The organism is Novosphingobium clariflavum (genome assembly GCF_026420865.1).
Lineage (GTDB): Bacteria > Pseudomonadota > Alphaproteobacteria > Sphingomonadales > Sphingomonadaceae > Novosphingobium > Novosphingobium clariflavum.
Window position 1 is genome coordinate 75,497 of the sequence record NZ_JAPCWC010000005.1, and the last position, 20,272, is coordinate 95,768.

At 67.1% G+C, this 20,272-nt stretch carries 21 protein-coding genes; 14 read left to right on the forward strand and 7 right to left on the reverse strand.

Translation table 11 applies throughout. The features are described from left to right. Nucleotides 1–20 precede the first annotated feature (20 nt). Complete coding sequence (locus OKA11_RS08480) at nucleotides 21–611, forward strand: hypothetical protein (protein WP_267219790.1); 591 nt, start codon at nucleotides 21–23, stop codon at nucleotides 609–611. A 39-nt stretch (nucleotides 612–650) separates the two neighbouring features. On the opposite strand, the gene OKA11_RS08485 is transcribed toward OKA11_RS08480, so the two are convergent. Together OKA11_RS08485 and miaB are read right to left on the reverse strand one after the other, a co-directional pair. Next, nucleotides 651–1,346: an alpha/beta fold hydrolase gene (locus tag OKA11_RS08485; protein WP_267219791.1), complete on the reverse strand. Its 696-nt coding sequence runs from the start codon at nucleotides 1,344–1,346 to the stop codon at nucleotides 651–653. After that, a complete protein-coding gene (gene miaB, locus OKA11_RS08490; RefSeq protein WP_267219792.1) occupies nucleotides 1,343–2,689 on the reverse strand; it encodes a tRNA (N6-isopentenyl adenosine(37)-C2)-methylthiotransferase MiaB in 1,347 nt (448 codons plus the stop codon). The genes OKA11_RS08485 and miaB overlap by 4 nt, the downstream gene beginning before the upstream one ends. 354 nt (nucleotides 2,690–3,043) lie before the next feature. On the opposite strand from miaB, the gene argS reads away from it, so the two are divergent. The 8 genes from argS (at nucleotide 3,044) to tatC (ending at nucleotide 9,885) form a co-directional block, all read left to right on the forward strand. Continuing rightward, complete coding sequence (gene argS / locus OKA11_RS08495; RefSeq protein ID WP_267219793.1) at nucleotides 3,044–4,804, forward strand: arginine--tRNA ligase; 1,761 nt, start codon at nucleotides 3,044–3,046, stop codon at nucleotides 4,802–4,804. 3 nt (nucleotides 4,805–4,807) lie between these two features. Continuing rightward, nucleotides 4,808–5,641 carry an SPOR domain-containing protein gene (locus OKA11_RS08500; RefSeq protein ID WP_267219794.1) on the forward strand — a complete coding sequence of 278 codons (834 nt, stop codon included), beginning with the start codon at nucleotides 4,808–4,810 and terminating at the stop codon, nucleotides 5,639–5,641. Nucleotides 5,642–5,735: 94 nt separating this feature from the next. Continuing rightward, on the forward strand, nucleotides 5,736–6,746 hold the full coding sequence (gene nagZ / locus OKA11_RS08505; RefSeq protein ID WP_267219795.1) for a beta-N-acetylhexosaminidase: 1,011 nt from the start codon (nucleotides 5,736–5,738) through the stop codon (nucleotides 6,744–6,746). Between the two features lie 6 nt (nucleotides 6,747–6,752). Further along, entirely contained in the window at nucleotides 6,753–7,565 is an 813-nt protein-coding gene (locus OKA11_RS08510) for a segregation and condensation protein A (protein WP_267219796.1), read from the forward strand. Continuing rightward, nucleotides 7,562–8,185, forward strand: a complete 624-nt coding sequence (gene scpB, locus OKA11_RS08515) for an SMC-Scp complex subunit ScpB (RefSeq protein WP_267219797.1) — start codon at nucleotides 7,562–7,564, stop codon at nucleotides 8,183–8,185. Before OKA11_RS08510 ends, scpB begins: the two co-directional genes overlap by 4 nt. 149 nt (nucleotides 8,186–8,334) lie before the next feature. Continuing rightward, the gene (locus tag OKA11_RS08520) at nucleotides 8,335–8,583 is read left to right on the forward strand and encodes a twin-arginine translocase TatA/TatE family subunit (RefSeq protein ID WP_267219798.1); all 249 of its coding nucleotides are present in this window, start codon (nucleotides 8,335–8,337) and stop codon (nucleotides 8,581–8,583) included. 23 nt (nucleotides 8,584–8,606) lie between these two features. Beyond that, nucleotides 8,607–9,053, forward strand: coding sequence for a Sec-independent protein translocase protein TatB (tatB, locus tag OKA11_RS08525; protein ID WP_267219799.1), 447 nt, complete (start codon nucleotides 8,607–8,609; stop codon nucleotides 9,051–9,053). Between the two features lie 19 nt (nucleotides 9,054–9,072). Beyond that, nucleotides 9,073–9,885: a twin-arginine translocase subunit TatC gene (tatC, locus tag OKA11_RS08530; RefSeq protein WP_267219800.1), complete on the forward strand. Its 813-nt coding sequence runs from the start codon at nucleotides 9,073–9,075 to the stop codon at nucleotides 9,883–9,885. Nucleotides 9,886–10,193: 308 nt separating this feature from the next. On the opposite strand, the gene OKA11_RS08535 is transcribed toward tatC, so the two are convergent. After that, a complete protein-coding gene (locus tag OKA11_RS08535; RefSeq protein WP_379489431.1) occupies nucleotides 10,194–11,909 on the reverse strand; it encodes an amidohydrolase in 1,716 nt (571 codons plus the stop codon). Next, nucleotides 11,906–12,802, reverse strand: coding sequence for an NAD(P)-dependent oxidoreductase (locus OKA11_RS08540; protein ID WP_142635465.1), 897 nt, complete (start codon nucleotides 12,800–12,802; stop codon nucleotides 11,906–11,908). Before OKA11_RS08540 ends, OKA11_RS08535 begins: the two co-directional genes overlap by 4 nt. 212 nt (nucleotides 12,803–13,014) lie before the next feature. Here OKA11_RS08540 and OKA11_RS08545 point away from each other — a divergent pair, with 212 nt between their 5' ends. The 3 genes from OKA11_RS08545 to OKA11_RS08555 all read left to right on the forward strand — a co-directional run bounded on the left by OKA11_RS08545 (nucleotide 13,015) and on the right by OKA11_RS08555 (nucleotide 15,816). Continuing rightward, nucleotides 13,015–14,268: a threonine ammonia-lyase gene (locus tag OKA11_RS08545; RefSeq protein WP_379489432.1), complete on the forward strand. Its 1,254-nt coding sequence runs from the start codon at nucleotides 13,015–13,017 to the stop codon at nucleotides 14,266–14,268. A gap of 278 nt (nucleotides 14,269–14,546) precedes the next feature. Continuing rightward, a complete protein-coding gene (locus OKA11_RS08550; RefSeq protein ID WP_267219802.1) occupies nucleotides 14,547–15,383 on the forward strand; it encodes an arginyltransferase in 837 nt (278 codons plus the stop codon). A gap of 76 nt (nucleotides 15,384–15,459) precedes the next feature. Beyond that, on the forward strand, nucleotides 15,460–15,816 hold the full coding sequence (locus OKA11_RS08555) for a VOC family protein (protein WP_267219803.1): 357 nt from the start codon (nucleotides 15,460–15,462) through the stop codon (nucleotides 15,814–15,816). A gap of 353 nt (nucleotides 15,817–16,169) precedes the next feature. Here the strand turns inward: OKA11_RS08555 and OKA11_RS08560 are convergent, their stop codons facing one another. Next, the gene (locus tag OKA11_RS08560; protein ID WP_267219804.1) at nucleotides 16,170–17,171 is read right to left on the reverse strand and encodes a DMT family transporter; all 1,002 of its coding nucleotides are present in this window, start codon (nucleotides 17,169–17,171) and stop codon (nucleotides 16,170–16,172) included. 99 nt (nucleotides 17,172–17,270) lie between these two features. Here OKA11_RS08560 and OKA11_RS08565 point away from each other — a divergent pair, with 99 nt between their 5' ends. After that, on the forward strand, nucleotides 17,271–17,768 hold the full coding sequence (locus OKA11_RS08565; protein ID WP_267219805.1) for an Lrp/AsnC family transcriptional regulator: 498 nt from the start codon (nucleotides 17,271–17,273) through the stop codon (nucleotides 17,766–17,768). Nucleotides 17,769–17,859: 91 nt separating this feature from the next. After that, nucleotides 17,860–18,936 (forward strand): acyltransferase family protein, encoded by a 1,077-nt coding sequence (locus OKA11_RS08570; protein ID WP_267219806.1) that lies wholly within the window; start codon nucleotides 17,860–17,862, stop codon nucleotides 18,934–18,936. Here the strand turns inward: OKA11_RS08570 and OKA11_RS08575 are convergent, their stop codons facing one another. Then, nucleotides 18,937–19,542, reverse strand: coding sequence for a lysozyme (locus OKA11_RS08575; protein ID WP_267219807.1), 606 nt, complete (start codon nucleotides 19,540–19,542; stop codon nucleotides 18,937–18,939). It lies immediately after the preceding gene. Nucleotides 19,543–19,620: 78 nt separating this feature from the next. Next, nucleotides 19,621–20,226, reverse strand: a complete 606-nt coding sequence (locus OKA11_RS08580) for a fasciclin domain-containing protein (RefSeq protein ID WP_267219808.1) — start codon at nucleotides 20,224–20,226, stop codon at nucleotides 19,621–19,623. Nucleotides 20,227–20,272: the final 46 nt, after the last annotated feature.

The window sequence follows — 20,272 nt, forward strand, 5'->3', positions numbered from 1 at the left end:
ATGCGGCTAGCCTGCCCGCCATGAACCGGATCGCTCTTGCCGTCACCGCGACGCTCGCCCTTTCCCTCACGCTTGCCGCCTGCAAGAAGGATGCCGCCCCGCCGCCCGACGCGGTCGCCACTTCCGCCGAGACCGAAGCGGCCACCGAGGCGCCCGCTCCGCAGACGGCGGAGGAGTGGATCAAGGCGAATTACCAGGACGCCGTCACCAGCGACCTCGGCAAGCTGCAATATGCGACCGCCGAGGCCGACCTCGACGGCGACGGCACCCCCGAAGTGCTCGCCTACCTCGGCGGCCCGATGTTCTGCGGCACCGGCGGCTGCAACCTCGTGGTCCTGAAGCGGGCCAAACAGGCCGATGGAAGCGAAGGCTTCCGCAAGATGGGCGAGACCAGCGTGGTGCAATTGCCGGTGGGCGTGCTGGCGAGCAGGACCCGCGGCTGGCGCGACATCGGCGTGACCGTTTCCGGCGGCGGCATGGCCGAAGGCATCGCGCGCCTTCGCTTCAACGGCAAGGCCTACCCGCAAAACGCCAGCGACGAAGTCAGCGCCGAGGCGGCCTCGGTCGGCAAGATACTGATTACCGAGGACGCCATGAAGGTGCTTGACTGAAAATTCGCCGCAGGCGGATTTTGCGGCAGCGGCCCGCTCCTAACGCTCCAGCCAGCGCCGGAAGGCGGCATTGACCGCCTCCGGCTGTTCCATCGGCGCCATGTGGCCGGCGTTCGGGATGATCTCGTAAGTCGCGGCGGGCAGCGCCTGCGCCATTTCCTCGGCCAGGTAGGGCGGGGTGAGGGCGTCCCTGTCGCCCACCATGACCATCGCCGGCACCGTGACCGTGGCCAGCGTCTCCAGCGAATCCGCGCGTTCGATGATCGCCGTCTGCTGGTCCATGTAGGTGCCGAAGCCGACCCGCAGGGCCATCTCGACGACGTCCTCGAACAGCGGCTCGGGGCAGTCCGGCGCGACCAGCTGGCGCAGCGATCCGCGCAGAACCGCCTCGAACCCGCGCGAACGGGCGGTAGCGATGGCGGCACGGCGCAGCGCGGCCTGATCCTCGCTGTCGGCACGGGCATTGGTGTCGACCAGCGCGAGGCGGGTGACCCGCTCGGGCGCGCGGCGCCAGATCTCCATCGCGACATAGCCGCCCATCGAGAACCCGGCGATCGCGAAGCGGTCCGGCGCCGCATCGAGCACGCGGCTCGCCATCAGCGCGATCGAATCGTCCTTCAGCGTATCGCCGATGGAGACATCCGCGATGTCCGCCAGGCCGGCGATCTGCGCTTGCCAGACATGGCGGTCGCACGACAGGCCGGGGACGAGCACCAGCGCGTGTGCCCGGCTCATGCGGCGACCGGGCTCAGCAGCCTTGCGGAAACCGCGTTATATCCGCCTTCGGTCAGCTCCACCGTGACCATGTCGCCTACCGCGACATCATCTTCGAAATAGACCGACTGCAACCACGGCGACTTGCCGAGCCATTGCCCCGGCAACTTGCCCTTGCGCTCCACCAGCACCTGGCAGGTCTTGCCGACCGAGGCCTTGTTGAAGGCGGTCTGGTCACGGCCCAGCGCGGCCTGGAGGCGCATGATGCGCTCGGTCATCACTTCGGCGGGAACCTGGCCGTCCATCGTCGCGGCGGGGGTGCCGGGACGCGGGCTGTACTTGAAGCTGAAGCACTGCGCGTAGCGAACCGTGTCGACAAGCGCGAGGGTATCCTCGAACTCGGCATCGCTCTCGCCGGGGAAGCCGACGATGAAGTCGCCCGAAAGCGCGATGTCGGGGCGCGCCGCGCGCACCTTTTCCAGCACCTTCAGATAGCTTTCTGCGGTGTGGCTGCGGTTCATCGCCTTCAGCACGCGGTCGCTGCCCGCCTGCACCGGCAGGTGGAGGAAGGGCATCAGCTTGTCCACTTCGCCGTGGGCCGCGATCAGCCCTTCGGTGAAGTCGTTGGGGTGGCTGGTGGTGTAGCGGATGCGGGCAAGCTCGGGGATTTCGGCCAGTTCGCGGATCAGCCCGTCGAGGCCGATCGTGCGGCCCCGGGCATCCTCGCCGGTCCAGGCGTTGACGTTCTGGCCCAGCAGCGAGATCTCGCGCGCGCCGGCATCGACCAGTCGCTTCGCCTCGTCGATGAGCTCGGCATGGGGACGCGAAACCTCGGCACCGCGCGTATAGGGCACGACGCAATAGGTGCAGAACTTGTCGCAGCCTTCCTGCACGGTGAGGAAGGCGGCCGGGGCGGAGCGGCGGCCATCCCGGTTTCTGGCGGGCAGGGCGCCGAACTTGGTTTGCGCGGGCATGTCGGTATCGGTGACGCGCTTGCCGCCGGTCGCCTCGCGGATCATCTCGGGCAGGCGGTGATAGGCCTGCGGGCCGACCACCATCTGCACGGCGGGGGCGCGCTTCATGATCTCGTCGCCTTCGGCCTGGGCCACGCAGCCAGCCACTGCGATCAGCGGCGAGGAGCCATCCGCACGGCGCAGGCGGCCGATGTCCGAATAGACCTTTTCGGCGGCCTTTTCGCGGATATGGCAGGTGTTGAGCACGACCAGATCGGCTTCTGCGCCATCCGGTGCGGCGGTGATGCCCTGCTCGGCCAGCAGTTCGGCCATGCGCTCGCCGTCATAGACGTTCATCTGGCAGCCGAAGCTCTTGACCCGGTAGGTCTGGGGAATCTGGGTAGGAGGCATCGAGGAACTCATGGCCGCGCCCCTAGCGCAAAGTGGCCGGTTTGGACAGTCGTTGTGCAGGGCCGAACCCATGGCGCTGCCCTCGCTGGTCGGCGCGAGCCCCGCGCAGGCGTAGCTGAGCGGCGGGCGGTCACATCTTCCACGATGACGAGAGCACGCTGACCGCCGAGCGCATGGGGGCGTGGAAGTTCCCCTTCCCGGCCAGGGAGGACTATTACGCCAGCGTGGGCTTGCCCTGCGCTGCAAGGTGACGGTTTTTCCCGGACCGCGTCAACCGCGCCAGCCGGCCCTTGCGGCCAGTGTCACCTCGCAGCCTGTTTCCCTTTTGCCGCACATCGGCTATCCGCGCGCGTCATGAGCAATAACCAGACCCTTTACGCCGCCTTCGCAGGCCACCTCAACGCCGCGCTCGATGCGCTCGAAGCAGCTGGCACGCTGCCCGGCGGGTTGAAGCGAAGCGCGATCACGGTCGAGCCGCCGCGCGATGCCTCGCACGGCGACCTCTCGACCAATGCGGCGATGGTGCTCTCCAAGCCCGCCGGCCTGAAGCCGCGCGATCTGGCCGAAGCGCTGGTGGCGAAGCTGTCGAAGCTCGATTCGGTCACGTCGGCCGAGATCGCCGGGCCCGGCTTCATCAACTTGCGCCTCTCGGCCGCCGCCTGGCTGGCCGAACTGCGCGCCATCGCGGCGCTGGGCGCGGACTACGGCCGCTCGGCCGTGGGCGGCGGCACGACCGTGAACATCGAATATGTCTCGGCCAATCCGACCGGCCCGATGCACATGGGCCACTGCCGCGGCGCGGTGGTCGGCGATGCGCTGGCGACGCTGCTCGAATATGCCGGCCACAAGGTTATCAAGGAATACTACGTCAACGACGCCGGTGCGCAGGTGCAGGTGCTCGCCCGCTCGGCCCACGTGCGTTACCGCGAGGCGCTTGCCAAAAAATCGGGGGGCGAAGACGTGGGGGCGATCCCCGAGGGGCTGTACCCGGGCGAATACCTGATCCCGGTGGGCGAGCAGCTCGCCGCCGAATTCGGCGACAAGTATGCCGCGGCCCCCGAATCGGAATGGCTGACGCTGTTCCGCGAAAAGGCGGTCGCCGCGATGCTGGTGATGATCAAGCAGGACCTCGGCCTGCTCGGCATCCACCACGACCTGTTCTCCTCGGAAGCCGAGCTTCAGGCTTCGGGCAAGCCCGACGAGGCCGAGGCCTGGCTGCGCGCGAAGGGGCTCGTCTATGACGGCGTGCTCGAAGCGCCCAAGGGCAAGACGCCCGAGGACTGGGAGCCGGTGGAGCTGCCGCTGTTCAAGTCGACCGCGTTCGGCGATGATCAGGACCGCCCGATCAAGAAGTCGGACGGCACCTGGACCTACTTCGGCGCCGACCTTGCCTACCACTTCCAGAAGGCCCAGAGCGCCGACGCGCTGGTGGACATCTGGGGCGCGGACCACGCGGGCACCGTCAAGCGCATCAAGGCTGCCGTCGCCGCCATGACCGGTGCCGACGGCGAGCCGACCCCGTTCGAGATCAAGCTGGTGCAGATGGTCCAGCTGCTGCGCGACGGCGAGCCGGTGAAGATGTCCAAGCGTTCGGGCAACTTCGTGACGCTTGCCGAAGTCGTCACCGAAGTGGGCAAGGACGTGGTGCGCTTCACCATGCTGACCCGCAAGCCGGAAGCGCAGATGGACTTCGACTTCGCCAAGGTGGTCGAAGCCTCGAAGGACAACCCGGTGTTCTACGTGCAGTACGCCAATGCCCGCGTCCACTCGACGCTGCGCAAGGCCGCGGCCGAGGGGTTCGCGCCGGGCGGCGCGCACCTGGAAACGCTGGGCGAGGAAGAGCTGGAGCTGGTCAAGCTCGCCGCGCAGTTCCCCCGCATCGTCGAGGCGGCTGCCGCCGCGCGCGAACCGCACCGCATCGCCTTCTTCCTCGGCGACATGGCGGCCGCCTTCCATGGTTACTGGAACCTTGGCAATGACCGCGTGGAAAAGCGGTTTATTAACGCCGAAGATGGTAACCTCACCTCCGCGCGGCTTTTCCTGGCCACGCAGATCGGGCAGATTATCCGCAACGGGCTGGCACTGCTCGGGGTCGAAGCGGTGGAGGAAATGTAATCGATGGCGAGCTGGGGGCCGATTGATGGCGACGAGCGGGGCGAATCGTCGCACATGAACGCATTTGGCGGCGAGGATGCGGGCGAAACCTCATCGGGTTTCGACAAGTCCGCGCAGCTTGCGCTGGGCGACGATGACGTGCGCCTGCCCTGGCTCGAAGGCGAGGACGAGGACTTCGAGCCGCAGCGCGGCGGTGCCAGCGGGCAGACCGCGCTGCTGGTGCTGCTGGCGCTGGTGGCGATCGGCGTGCTGATCGGCGGCGTGTTCTGGTTTACCCGTCACAAGGAAGATCAGCCGCTGGTTGCCGACGGCGGCCTGATCCAGGCGCCGAAGGAGCCCTACAAGACCCGTCCGGACAATCCCGGCGGCGAAGTGGTCTCCGGCACCGGCGATACCAGCTTCGCGGTGGCCGAAGGGCAGAGCCGCACGCCGCAGATCGGCCAGGGCCCTGTGGGGCAGGACCGGCCGGTCGCCCCGGCGCCGGGCTTCGATTCGGCAGCCAAGGCGCCTGCACCTGCGGACAAGCCGTCGGACAAGGCTTCTGTCAGGCCGGGCGGTGCCGCCCCTGCCGCCCCTGCCGCAAAGCCGGAGCCGGTGGTCGCCGGCGTCGGCGTGCAGGTCGGCGCTTATGCCAACAAGGCGGCGGCCGAAGCGGGATGGGCGACGCTCAAGGTCCAGTATCCCGGGCTTTCGGGCGTCAATCACCGGGTGGTCGAAGGGCAGGCCGATATCGGCAAGGTCTTCCGCCTGCAGGCCGTGCCGGGCGATCTGGCGGCGGCAAGGGCGCTGTGCTCGGGCATGAAATCGGCCGGGCTGGGGTGCCAGGTCAAGCAGTGACGCAAGTGCGAAAGGGCGGCCGCAAGGTCGCCCTTTCCACATCTGCGATCGGCCTTTCCTTGCGGTCGGGCCGGAACTTTGCAAGCAATCCGGCATGACACCTGCGATCTTCGGCCTCTCCGGACTGACTCTCAGCGACGACGAGCGCGCCTTCTTCCGCGATGCGGATCCTGCCGGCTACATCCTGTTCGGTCGCAACATCGAAAGCCGTGAACAGGTCCGTGCGCTTACCGATGACTTGCGCACGATCCACGGGCGCGAGCGGCTGCTGATCAGCATCGACCAGGAAGGCGGCCGCGTCGCCCGCATGAAGCCGCCGGTATGGCCGGCCTATCCGCCCGGCGAAGCGTTCGACCGGCTCTACGACCTCGCCCCCGCCAGCGCCATCGAGGCTGCGCGCGACAATGCCGAGGCGCTCGGGCTGGACCTGGCCGAAGTCGGCATCACCGCCGATTGCCACCCCACGCTCGACGTGCGCCAGAAGGGCGCCCACGATGTGGTGGGGGACCGTTCCTTCGGGTTCGAGCCGATGCGTGTCGCCGCTCTCGGCCGCGCGACCCTGCAGGGGCTCGCCCGCGCCGGGGTGGTCGGCTGCATCAAGCACATTCCCGGCCATGGCCGCGCGATGGCGGACAGCCACAAGGAACTGCCCACCGTGACGGCCAGCGCCGAGGAGCTGGAGCTCGACATCGAGCCGTTCCGCACGCTGAACCAGACGCCCGTCGGCATGACCGCGCATGTCCGTTACACCGCTTGGGATGCCGAAAATCCCGGCACGCTTTCGCCTTTCGTGATCGGCGAGGTGATCCGCCGGAAGATCGGCTTCACCGGCCTCTTGATGAGCGACGATCTCGACATGCAGGCGCTGTCGGGCTCGGTGCCCGAGCTTGCCGCCCGCGCCATCGCGGCGGGCTGCGACATCGCGCTCAACTGCTGGGCGAAGATGGACGACATGATCGGCATCGCCAGGGCCGTTCCGGCGCTCAGCGAAGAGGGCGCGGCGCGGCTTGCGCGGGCGCTGGCCTCGGTCGAGGGCATCGCGGGCACCGGCAGCCACGGCGACTTGATCGCCCGGCGCGACGCGCTGCTGGCGCTGGCGGCCTGATCCGCCGTGGAGCTTCCTCCCGATCTTCCCGCATCGCCCGGCGGCGATGACAGCTGGGACGGCGAGGAACGCGCCGAGGCGCGCAAGGAGACGCTCCATCTCGAGATCGACGGCTGGGAAGGCCCGCTCGACCTGCTGCTCGACCTCGCCCGGCGGCAGAAGGTGGACTTGCGCCGCATCTCGATCCTCGAACTGGTCGATGCCTACCTCACCTATGTCGAGGAGGCGGAAGCGCTGCGGCTGGAACTGGCGGCGGACTATCTGGTGATGGCGGCATGGCTCGCCTACCTCAAGTCGGCGCTGCTGCTGCCCAAGGAGGAGCAGCCCGATCCGAGCCCCGAAGAACTGGCGATGCGCCTGCAACTGCGGCTGCAAAGGCTGGGCGCGATGCGCGAGGCGGCGGCGCGGCTGATGGCGCGCGACCGGCTGGGCCGCGACGTGTTCCTGCGCGGCGCGCCCGAGGGCCTCAGGGTCGAGCGCAAGGCGCGCTGGCAATGCTCGTGGTACGATCTGGTGCGCTCCTATGGCGACGTGAAGGTGCGCAGCCAGCCGGTGGTGCACATGGTCCGCGAACGCATGGTGATGACGCTCGACAGCGCTATCGCCCGCGTATCCTCGATGCTGGGCATCACGCTCGAATGGATGGAACTGCGCGATTTCCTGCCGCCTGCGCATGACGCCTGGACCAACGAGCAATTGCGGCGCTCGGCGCTGGCCTCCAGCTTCGTCGCCGCGCTGGAACTGGCGCGCACCGGCAAGGTGGAGCTGGTGCAGGAGTACACGTTCGGCCCCTTGCGGCTCAAGGCGCTGCGTTCATGAGCACGGACATCAAGCCGGCAATCGACGATCTTGTCCGGGCGGTGGAGGCCACGCTGTTCGCGGCCGAGCAGCCGCTCACGGCCGAGCAGATCTCCACGCATCTCGGCAAGGCCGATGTGCGCGCCGCGCTGGAGGAACTCCAGGGCCACTACGAGGGACGCGGGGTCCGCCTCGTCGAGCGCGGCAAGCGCTGGCATTTCGAGACCGCGCCCGACCTTGCCCACCTGCTGCGGCGGGAAAAGGAGGAAGCCCGCCGCTTGTCGCGCGCGGCGACCGAGGTCCTGGCGATCGTTGCCTATCACGAACCCGTCAGCCGCGCCGAGATCGAGGCGATCCGCGGCGTGCAGACCGCCAAGGGCACGCTCGACGTGCTGATGGAGGCGGGCTGGGTACGCGTGGTCGGCCGCCGCGAGGTGCCGGGGCGCCCGGTGATCTATGCGACGACGAGCGAATTCCTCGCCCACTTCGGCCTTTCCTCGCTGAAGGAACTGCCGGGGGTGGATGAACTGCGTGCGGCAGGCCTGCTCGATCCCGTCGATGACGAGATGATCGGTGAAGCGCTGCGGCCGCAACCCGTCGAAACGTCCGACGAGCCGCCGGACACCGAGTACGACGAATAGACGACCGGCGCGGGTCAGGACGATGACAGGCTTTCAAACCGGGGTGAAAGTCCCTAGATGGAACCTGTAGGGTCGGAATCGGCCAACGGCAGGAGCCCCGCAGCGGGGGCCGCAGCCGAAAGCGGCCAACAGTTTTTGGAGTTGAGGTTATGGGTAGCTTCTCGATCTGGCACTGGATGATCGTGCTGGTCATCGTGCTCGTGCTGTTCGGTCGCGGTCGCGTGTCCGAAATCATGGGTGACTTCGGCAAGGGCATCAAGAGCTTCAAGGAAGGCATGAACGAGGACGAGGCCAAGAAGACCTCGACCCCGGCGCCGGCTCCGGCCCCGCAGATCACCGCGGCGCAGGACGCTCCGGCGGCTCCGGCCACCACCGAGAACAAGTCCGAACAGGCCTGAGCGCGCGAAGGTAGGGCGCCGCCATGTTCGACGTCGGTGCATCCGAACTCCTGTTGATCGTCATCGTGGCGGTCGTTGTCATCGGTCCCAAGGACATGCCTCTGGCGATGCGCACGGCGGGTCGCTGGATCGGCAAGATGCGCAAGGTCTCCGGGCATTTCCGGGCCGGCATCGACGCCATGGTGCGCGAGGCCGAACTGGAGGAAATGGAGCGCAAGTGGCGCGAGCAGAACGAGGCCATCATGAAGGCCAATCCGGTTCTGCCCACCGCCGAGGAAATGCTGCCTCCGCCGAGCCCGGCCGCCCCGGCCGAAGCCCTGGGCGGCGAAGGCATCCAGGACATCGAGGGCGGCGTTTCGCCGGCGCCGGACCTGTCGCAGGGCCCGGATGCTGCGCAAGTCACGCCCGCTCCGGCGCTCCCAGCCAAGGCGGAACAGGCGGAGTTCCATCTGCCGCCGCCACCTCCCTGATTTCAGCAAAGCCGCCTGCATGCAGCCTTTCCGCATTTCCGACATCGACGACACCCAGGCGCCGCTGCTCGATCACCTGATCGAGCTGCGCGCCCGTCTGCTGCGGGCCTTCCTGGCATTCGCGGCGGCCTTTGCCGTGTGCTTCTATTTCTCCGGCGACATCTTCTCCTTCCTCGTGCGCCCGCTCACCGAAGCGTTCCCGCCGGGACAGGGCAAGCTGATCTACACCAAGCTCTACGAAGCCTTTTTCGTGGAAGTGAAGATCGCGCTGTTCGCGGCGTTCTTCGTCTCGTTCCCGGTGATCGCCAACCAGATCTGGGCCTTTGTCGCCCCCGGTCTCTACGCCAAGGAAAAGAAGGCGTTCCTGCCGTTCCTGATCGCGACGCCGATCCTGTTCACGATGGGCGCGGCGCTGGCCTACTATGTGGTGATGCCGACCGCGTTCCACTTTTTCCTCGGCTTCGAGGGGCAGAAGGGCGGCCTCAAGCTGGAAGCCCTGCCCGGCACCGGTGACTATCTTGCGCTGGTCATGCAGTTCATCCTCGCCTTCGGCATCTCGTTCCTGCTGCCGGTGTTGCTGATGCTGCTCAACCGCGCGGGGATCATCACCCGCGCCCAGTGCGTCGGCGCCCGCCGCTACGCGATCGTCGGGGTGTTCATCATCGCCGCCGTGGCGACCCCGCCCGACGTGGTCTCGCAGCTGCTGCTCGCGGTGCCGCTGCTGCTGCTCTACGAGGGCACGCTGATCGTGATGTGGTTCACCGAGCGTTCCTCGGCGCGCGAAAAGGCCAAGGCCGAGGCGGAAGCGCCGGCTGAAGTCGTCGCAGAGTAAGAAGAGCTAAAAGCAGGGGGGCAAAACCCCCTGCACCCCCATTATCGTTTAAGGTCACGCGGGCCAACTGCGTTGCGCGCCCATGTCTGTGTCGGGAGACCTAGAGCGTTTTCTAATCAGGTGGAATCACCTGATGACTCGGAAAACGCGTAAAGCCAAAATCTTAGAGCAGTTGATCCGATGCAATCGGATCGGAAACTGCTCTAATTCCTGCGCCGCAAGAGGCGCCGATAGGGCAGGCGCAACGAAGGCATTTCGAGGGTCTGGGGGACCTCCTGAGCTTGTCGAAGGGCCCCCAGCACTTTCTTTTACTTCTCTTCGACCTTCTTCTCCGGGATCACCCGATCCTTGGCCGAAGACCACGCCATCTGCCCCCCGATCCACGTTTCCGAAACCCGTGCCGCGCGCAGCTGCGCCGGGGAGGCGGTCATCGGATCGACATCCACGAACAGGAAGTCCGCGCGGTAGCCCTTGGCGATACGGCCGAGGCGGTCCTCGGCGAACATCGCGTAAGCACCGCCCGTCGTGTAGGCATTGAGCGCGGCCTCGCGCGTGAGGATTTCCTGCGGCTGCCAGCCGCCGGTGGGCTGGCCGTCGGCGCCCTCGCGCGAGATCGCCACGGCAAGGCCGACGAACGGCTCGGAAGGCTCCACCGGGGTGTCGGATCCGAAGGCCAGCTTCGCGCCGGTCGCGGCGATGGATTTCCACGCATAGGCCCCGGTCAGGCGCTGCGGCCCGAGGCGGGCTTCGGCCATCGTGCGGTCCGAGGCTTCGTGCTGCGGCTGCATCGAGGCGATCACGCCGAACTGGCCGAAGCGCGGGATGTCGGTGGGATCGACGATCTGCGCGTGCTCGATGCGCCAGCGCCGGTCGCCCTTGTAGGTGGCGGACAGCTCGGCGATGGAATCGAGCACGGTGGCGTTGGCCTCGTCGCCGATGGCATGGACGGCGATCTGGAAGTTGTCGATCGCCGCGCGGCTCATCAGGTTGCCGAGCTGGGTCTGGTTCATGCGCGGCAGGCCGGTGGAGCCGGGCGCATCGGCATAAGGCGCCTTGAGCCAGGCCCCGCGCGAGCCGAGCGCACCGTCGAGGAACAGCTTCACACCGTTCATCTTGAGCTTGTCGCCATAGAGCCACGGCGTCGGGTGCGGGCCGCCGATCAGCACCATGTTGTCGATGCTGTCGGCGTAGGACACCACGCGGATGCGCAAGTTGCCGAGGTCGGCAGCGCGGCGGAAGGCCTGCCAGTCCTCGATCGAGGTGCCCATGTCGGCAATCGCGGTGACGCCCTCGGCCAGCAGGGCCAGTTGCGCCTCGCCGAAGGCGGTGTCGCGGTCCTCGGGGCGGGGCTTGGGCACGCGGGCTTCGATCAGCGCCATGGCACCGTCGACAAAGACGCCCGCCGGGGCCTTGGAGCCGGCCGTGCGCAGGATCGCGCCGCCCTTGGGATCGGCGGTGGCGGCAGTCACCCCGGCGGCGGCGATGGCGGCGGAGTTGGCCCAGCCGGCATGGCCGTCGACACGGCTCAGCCACGCGGGCTTGCCGCCGGTGGCGCGGTCCAGTTCGGCGGCGGTGGGCATGCGGTCCAGCCCCCACTGCACCTGGTTCCAGCCGGTGCCAAGGATCCACGGCAGGTCGGGATGCGCGGCGGACCATGCCGTCACCAGCGAGAGCGCCTCATCGAGCGTCTTGGCCATCGACAGGTCGAGCGTCATCCTGGCAAAACCCGTCGCCATGACGTGGCCATGGGCATCGATCATGCCCGGCACGACATTGCGGCCCTTGCCGTCGACTTGATACGCGACCTTTTTCGGCCGCTTGTCACCCTTGTGGAACACTTGCGCGATGCGGCCCTGATCGTCGATCAGGAAACCTTCGAAGTGTTCGACGCCGCCCTTGCCGTCGCCGGTGACGCCGTTGACGTTGTCGACGAGCACATCGGCATGAGCCGTGCCGAAAGCAGAGCCGGTCACGGCCGTCGATGCGAGCAGCAGGGCAAGCCCTGCGCCTTTCCTGAAATTCACGAAATACCCTTCTTCGGCAGGCGCTTGATGATCGCGCTCGTATCGAGGCGGCCGCCGCCCTGCGCCTGGATGTCGGCAAAGAACTGGTCGATCAGCGCCGCGACGGGAAGCGAGACGCCGAGCCCGCGCCCTTCGTCGAGGCTGAGGCCGAGGTCCTTGCGCATCCAGTCGATCGCGAAGCCGAAGTCGAACTGGTCGGCGTTCATCGTCTGCCAGCGGTTGTCCATCTGCCACGACTGCGCTGCACCGCCCGAGATCGCCTCGTAGACCTTGTCCATGTCGAGGTGCGAGGCCTGCGCGAAACGCACCGCCTCGGCCAGCGCGGCGACATTGCCGGCGATGCAGATCTGGTTGGCCATCTTGGCGATCTGTCCGGAGCCGGCCTTGCCGACATGGACGATGCGCGCCGAATAGGCCTCCATCACCGGGCGCGCGGCCTCGATCGCCTCGTCGCGGCCGCCGCACATCAGGGTGAGGGTGCCCTGTTCGGCGCCGATCTGCGAGCCGGTCATCGGCGCGTCGACGCAGTGGATGCGCAGGTCCCGCGCCTCGACCGAGATCTGCCGGGCGATGCGCGCCGAGACCGTAGTGTGGTCGATGAAGGTCGCGCCCTTCTTGAGCATGCGGAACACGCCGTTGGGGCCCAGCACGACTTCAGACAAGTCATCGTCGTTGCCCACGCACGTGATCACCACTTCGGCGTCCTGCGCCGCATGGGCCGGATTGGCGGCAATGCGGTGGACAAGGCCGGGATTGTCGTCCGACCACTTCCGCGCCCGCTCGGGCGAGCGGTTGTAGATGGTGAGTTCGTGGCCCGCCAAGGCGATGTGCCGCGCGATGGCGCCGCCCATAACCCCGAGGCCGATGAAGGAAACCTTGCGTCGCTCGCTCATGACATTCTTTCTAGCGCGTTTTGCACGAAAGCAAACTACGGCCTGGCGCTTATCCCGTACCTTGCGACCGGAAATCGTGCCTCCTCGTGCACATGGGAATGCACTGTGCGCAAGCGTGCTTGTGCAATAAAATTGCCATGACGGCATGAATTGCGCTTTTTCATGACGCGAGCCTTTCCATCTCCGGTGCTTTCCGTTAGGCGCGGCCCTCTATGGAACAGCCAATGCTCAAGATCGCCGAGGAGCCCGTCGCGGCCCCCCTCACCGCCGAAGACGTGCGCGCGGCGGCTGGGCGAATTATCGGCAAGGTCGTCCGCACTCCCACGCTCCACTCGACCACCTTGAGTGCGATCACCGGGGCCGACATCTGGCTCAAGTTCGAAAACCTTCAATTCACCGCCGCCTACAAGGAACGCGGCGCGCTCAATGCCCTTCTGCTGCTGGATGAGGAACGCAAGTCGCGCGGCGTCATCGCCGCTTCGGCGGGCAACCATGCCCAGGGCCTGTCCTACCACGGCACCCGTCTTGGCGTGCCCGTGACCATCGTCATGCCGCGCACGACGCCGACCGTGAAGGTCATGCAGACCGAGAGCGTGGGCGGCAAGGTCGTGCTCGAAGGCGAAAGCTTCGACGAGGCCTATGCCCATGCGCGCAAGCTGGAAACCGAACTGGGGCTGACCTTCATCCACCCGTTCGACGATCCTCACGTCGCCGCGGGGCAGGGCACTGTCGCGCTCGAAATGCTGGAAGACGTGCCGGATCTCGACACGCTGGTGTTGCCGATCGGCGGCGGCGGTCTGGCGACCGGCATGGGGACGGCTGCGCGCGCGATCAATCCCGAGATCCGCCTCGTCGGCGTCGAGGCGCAGCTCTATCCCTCGATGTACAACCTGCTGAAGGGCTCCAGCCTGCCGATCGGCGGCGACACGCTGGCGGAGGGCATCGCTGTTTTCGCGCCGGGGCAGATGACCTCGGCCGTGCTGCGCGGCCTGCTCGACGAGTTCCTGCTGGTCAGCGAATCGGGCATCGAGAGCGCTCTCGCGCTGCTTCTCCAGATCGAGAAGACACTGGTGGAAGGCGCCGGGGCCACCGGCCTTGCCGCGGTCATGGCCAACCGCGAGCTGTTTGCCGGTCGCAAGGTCGGCATCGTGCTGTCGGGCGGCAATATCGACACGCGCCTGCTGGCGAACGTGCTGCTGCGCGATCTCGCCCGTTCGGGCCGTCTTGCGCGCTTGAAAATCGGCCTGCAGGACCGTGCCGGCGCCCTGTTCAAGGTCGCCAAGGTGTTCCAGGAGCACAATGTGAACATCATCGAGGTGTTCCACCAGCGCATCTTCACCCACCTGCCGGCCAAGGGCCTCGTCACCGAGATCGAGTGCGAGGCGCGCGACCGGGCGCAGCTCGATGCGCTCGTCGCCGCCCTGCGCCGCGAAGGCTATGAAGTGCGCCAGGTCGAGACCGACTGAGGGTTTCGCTCCGGGCCGTCGCAGCGGATCCATTAATCCGGTTTTTTCAGAGGCCTCGGAGCAATTCCGGGGCCTTTGTCATTTGCCCGTGGATCGCCCCGTTCCGGGACAGGCAGCAGGCGGATGGCGCCGATCGATCCGATTTCGTCGCCGACACCTCCACTTTTGTGGTTAAAAGACTTTCAACGCGGCGAACGCCTATGCATATTCAGGGCAGACACGGATAGAAGGGTTAAGCAACAGCCCGGCTTCCGCCAGCCAGAGGATAGATTTCGCCCGTGACGGCTCCCGTTCGCTTTCCCCGGTTTTTCGTGACCAGCCCGGCGCCGTGCCCCTATCTGCCGGGGCGCAGCGAACGCAAGGTCTTTACCGAGTTGAAGGGCGCCCACGCGGATTCGCTCAACGATGCGCTGGGCCGGATCGGGTTCCGCCGCAGCCAGACGGTGGCCTATCGCCCCTCCTGCCTCGATTGCAGTGCCTGCATCTCGGTGCGGGTCGTCGCCGGCGCGTTCGAACCGTTGGGCACACAGAAGCGGCTGATGAAGCGCAACGGCGATCTTGTCGCCACAGTCTGCCGCCCCTGGTCGACCAGCGAGCAGTTCGAGCTGCTTCAGCGCTATCTCTCGGTGCGCCATCCCGAAGGCGGGATGACCTCGATGGACGAAGTCGATTTTGCCGACATGGTGGAGCATACGCCGGTCACCAGCTACGTGGTCGAATATCGTGAGCCTTCGCCGGACGGGGTAACGCCGGGCCGCCTCGTCGGCGCCTGCCTCACCGACCGCCAGTGCGACGGGCTGTCGATGATCTACAGCTTCTACGATCCGCACCATGACCGGCAGGGGCTGGGCACGTACATCATCCTCGATCACATCCAGCGCGCCACCGAGATGGAACTGCCCTACGTCTATCTCGGCTACTGGGTCGAAGGTTCGCCGCGCATGCAGTACAAGGTGCGCTTCCGGCCAATGGAAAAGCTCGGCCGTTCGGGCTGGGAGCGTTTCGGCGCCGAGGAGCAGGACCGCCTGATCGCCGCGGCCGTTGCCAATCCGCGCAGCCGGGCCGACCTTGGCGAGAATGCCCGCAAGGACGGGGTTCCCTCGATCGCCGGTTGACGGTCAGGATCGTCCTGGCATGTGCTTGCGGGCGGCGCTTCCGGGGTTCGCCTGCGGTTGGTGACGGGAGACGGGTATGCCGGTGACGGGTATTGGCGGGGTGTTTTTCCGGGCCGAGGATCCGCAGGGGCTGATGGCGTGGTATCGCACCCACCTCGGCATCGCGGCGGAGGATCCCTACCGGTGGGATCAGCAGGCCGGGCCGACGGTGTTCATGCCCTTCAGCCGTGACACCGACCATTTTCCGCCCGATCGCCAGTGGATGATCAATCTGCGCGTCAGCGGGCTCGATGCGCTGCTGGCTGCGCTGCGCGCTGCGGGGATCGCGGTCATCACCGATCCTGCATGGGACACGCCCGAGACGGGGCGTTTCGCCCGCATCCACGATCCCGAAGGCAATCCCGTCGAACTGTGGGAGCCGCCGCAGGGCTGATGCCCGCCTGCGAGGCGGGGAGAGGTGGCCACGGCGCGGGTTGTGCCGCTGCGTTTGCAAAATGCTCTAGGCCGTAAGCTCATAAACGGCACCATCGAGGCGCCCAAATGGCGAACATATCGGGCCGAAGCGGCCGCCGGGCGGGCTGGTTGCCCGTCCAAGGCCGCATCGGTTCGAGATGGAAGCCATTTGGACGCCCCTTCGGGGTTTACCTTGCGGTGAGCTTCGCTTGACCAAAATGGTCCATCGCTGCGTCAGGAAGTCTAGAAATATCGACATATTCCGTCGCCTTCCTTCCTCACGCTGAACCATTTTGCCTCAAACCTCGATGGTGCCGTTTATGAGTTTACGGCCTAATGCGCACCGCCTTCGCCAAGCGGAACCAGGTCGTCGGCGGCCGCCGGCTTGCGGTGGGCGGCCAGGCAGGTCAGCACCGCGGTGATCAGCAGCACGAAGGCCGCCACTTCGAACAGCGTCGGCAGGCGGTGTTCCCAGATCAGGGCGTAGATCAGCGCGAACAGCGTTTCGAACAGGATCATCTGGCCCACCAGCGTAAGTGGCAGCAGCCGGCTCATCCGGTTCCACAAGGCGTTGCCGGCGATCGAGGCGAGCAGGGCAACCGCCAGCGAGACGATGAGGAAACTGCTCCACTGGCTGCTCGTGCGCACGGCATCGGCCTGCCACAGCGCAACCGGGATCAGCACTAGGCTCTGCAATCCGGTGACGACGCCGAGCAGAAGGTTCCAGTCATGCGCCGAAACCGCATCCAGCCGCGCCAGCCAGCGGCTGTTGCCGATCGCGAAGGCGCTCCACGAGGCGAGCGCGCCGAACGCGCAGGCAAGGCCGATCACGCGGTTGGCAAGCGACGTCTCGCCGGGCGCGGCGATGGCCTGCCAGCCGATGCATAGCACGCCTGCCGCGCAGAGCAGCAGCGACGGGGCCAGCTTCGCGAGCGGCACCGCTCCGTGGTCGCGGCTGCCGACAACGGTCACCGTCACCGGCAGGAAGCCGACGATGATCGAGGTCATGGCGATGCCGCCGATATGCACGGCATTGGCCAGCAGGATGAAATAGACGGTATTGCCGGCCAACGCGAGCCAGACAAGCGCGATCCACGCCGCGCGCGACATGTGCGCGCGCACCGTTTTCCAGCGCGGTACCAGCAGCACGGCGGACATGGCGCCGTAGCAGGCATAGCGGCCGATGGTCAGTTCGAGCGGGCTGAACGCGCGCACGAGTTCCGGAGCCAGGAACACCAGCCCCCAGAATGCGCCCGCGCCGGCACCGCAGAGCACGCCCAGCCACGTCGAGCGCGAAGCGCCCGTGCCAGCCGCAATGCTTCCCGCCAATGCCATCTACCCGCCTCCGCCTGAATTGCTGCGGCGAGACATATCATCACACGCGTGAGGAATGCGCTCTTGATTTAGGCTTCAAACGCAACAAAAGCTCACCCCGTGGCCAAAAACGCAACATCGCTTCGCCCGCGCCTCGATTCGTTCGACCGGGCGATCCTGCGCATTCTCCAGCAGGACAACCGCACGCCGCAGCGTCGCATTGCCGAGAGGGTGAACCTGTCCGCCGCCGCCGTGCAGCGCCGGATCGCGGCGATGGAGGAGGCCGGCGTGATCGCCCGCAATGTCGCGCTGGTCGATCCGCAGGCGCTGGGGCAGGACATCACCTCGATCGTCCAGGTCACCTTGCGCGACGAGCGCGCCGCCACCGTCGATGCGGCCAAGGCCCTGTTCCAGGCGCGCGGCGAAGTGCAGCAATGCTATTACGTGACCGGCGGGATCAGCTTCGTGCTGGTGATCGTGGCCAGCGACATGCGCGCTTACGAGGCGCTGACACGCGAACTCTTTGCCGAGAACGACTGCGTGGCCGCTTATGCCTCGCTGATCGCGCTGGACCGGGTGAAAGTGGACACCGGTATCGTCATTCCCGCAGGGGTCTGAGCCGCGCCAGGAGCGCGGGACGAACCCGGTGTTAACCTGGTTCTGCCACATTGCCGGCGGATCGGGGCGGGCGCCCATGGACGGATGCGGCATGGCAGAGCGGGACAGCACAGGGCATTTCGGCGGACTGGACGGCCTGCGCGGCGTGGCGGCCATGGCGGTGGCGGCCAACCATGCCTATCGCCTGCTGGGCTTCCAGCTGCTGGCCCATGGCTACATGGCCGTGGACTTCTTCTTCATGCTCAGCGGCTTCGTGATTTCCCATGCCTATCAGGAGCGGCTGGGCAGGGACATGACGCTGGCGCGCTTCGTGCAGGCGAGAGTGGACCGCCTCTATCCCATGGTGATTCTCGGCGTCGGCGCCGGGGCGCTGGCGCTGGGTATGGGATTGGGATGGCAGGCCGTGCTGCCCGCTGCGCTCTTGCAGTTCCTCCTGCTGCCTGCGCCGTTTCTTCATGCCTATGATGACTTCATCTGGCCGCTGAACCCGCCGGCCTGGTCGCTGTTCTGGGAAGTGCTCGCCAGCCTGGCGTTCGGCCTGTTCCTGTTCCGCGCGAGCAATCGGGTGCTGGCGGGAATCTTCGTGGGGTTTGCCCTCTGGCTGGGGGCCGTGGCCCTGCGCTGGTCGACGGTGGAGGTCGGATACGTCGCGGCCAATGCGCTGGAAGGTCTGCCGCGCACGGCCGTGTCCTTCACGCTGGGCATGCTGCTCTGGCGCTGCTGCAAAGCGGGGCTGCTCGGCCGCTTCCGGGATCGCCCCGCGCCCGGCCTGTGGCTGATCGCGGCGCTGCTCACCGCGGTTTTCCTGATCCCCGGGCGGTCGGGCTACGTCGATATGCTGCTGATCCTCGTGATCCTGCCCGGGCTGTTGCTGGCGGGTGTTCTCTCGGGCGCGGCCTCGGGGGTGTGGAGATGGGCAGGCCGCATTTCCTACCCGCTCTATCTCGTGCACTTCCCGATCCTGTTCGCGCTCCAGCCGTTTCTGCGGTCCGAAATGCGCGCGGCGGAGCGCGGCCTGTGGTTTGCAGGCTATCTCGCTGCCGCGCTGCTCGCGGGCTGGCTTGCCGCCGTGTGCTGGGACGAGCCGGTCCGCCGCGCCCTGCGGCGCTGGCGCAAGACGCGGGCTGCGGCGCCCGGCGGAATGGTTCCGGTGCGGCCGGGCCGCTGATCAGGGGGCGGCGTAAAGCGCGGCCTCGTCCGCACGGCGCGACCTGAGGCCGTTCAGCGGTTTGCGGTCGTTGTAGATCCACCTGGCGAACTCGGCCTGCGCTGCGACGAAGCGGCCCTGCTTGTGCAGCTTGCCGAGGGTGGAGGAGGCCAGCGCGCCGGTGTTGTAGTGGAACGAGACCAGGGCATCGAACTGGTTTTGTGTGGTCGGCGCGGCCCCCAGGAACTGCGCGACCGCATCGACGAACCGCTGCACGTCGGCTGTAAAACGCGTGTCGCACTGCTCCTGCGTCCAGACGGTGCCGGGGCCGATGTCCGCGCCGGTCGAGCCCCAGCCGATCGTCCAGGGTTTGCCGTCCGTGCTGCCGGGATCGGGATAGGCCTCGATACGGCCATCGGCGCGCTTGCGGGCGCAGCCCTCCCATTTGCGGATGAGCGCGCTGCCGGCCTGTCCCAGCCTGTATGCGGGAGGTGCGGTGTTCCGGTTCGCTGCCCCGTCGATCGCGGCCCGGTCGATCGCGGCATCCAGGCGGGTCACTTCCTCCCGGCTGAAGCCGCGTCCGAGCAACTGGCGCACTTCATCGAATATGGGCTTGCGATCGAGCATGGCGCCTCTCCGTCACTGTGAGAAAGGCCGATCAAGTAAGCCGGAACGGGGGCTGTAGGAAAACGGTTTTTCGAAGGGCTACAGCTTGCGCAGCACGCCGCTGACCGGAATCGCGATGCTGCCGCCCGCGGCCACGGGCGGGCCGAGCAGGGAGGCCTCAGAGCCGTCGTCTGCGGTCACGGTGATGGAATCGGCCGATGGCGTGCCGGTCTTGCGGAACGTGAGCGTTCCGCCGCCCAGCGTCGGCAGCGAGACCGTGCCGGTCCCGGCAGCGGCAATGGCTGCGGTGATGTCCTCGGGAGTCCGGTATCCGGCAAGCATGTGGCTGCGCACCAGCGCGGTGAGGGCGGCATGGTCCTGCGCTTGCGTCACGGCCTTGGCCTTGTCGCCCAGCGCGTCGAAGGCGTCGTCCTCGGGGGCAAGCAGGGTATAGCTGCCCTTGCCGGCAAACAGGCGTTCGAGCCCGGTGGTCTTGAGCGCCTCGGCCATTGTCTGCTGGCCGTCGGCATCGTCGAGCATTTCCGGCAGGGTCTCATTTGCGGCGGTCGTTTCGGCGGCGTCGCTGGAGGGGCCGGTTGCAGGTGATCCTCCCGAACAGGCGGCAAGCATCAGGGCAGCGGCGAGGACCGGAGCGGCAAGGATCGGAGCGGCAAGGACCGGAGCGGCAAGGAGGGCTTTGCGCATGGGGCGAAACCTCGAGAGGAACGGTTCGGGCGAGCGGTGCCACGGC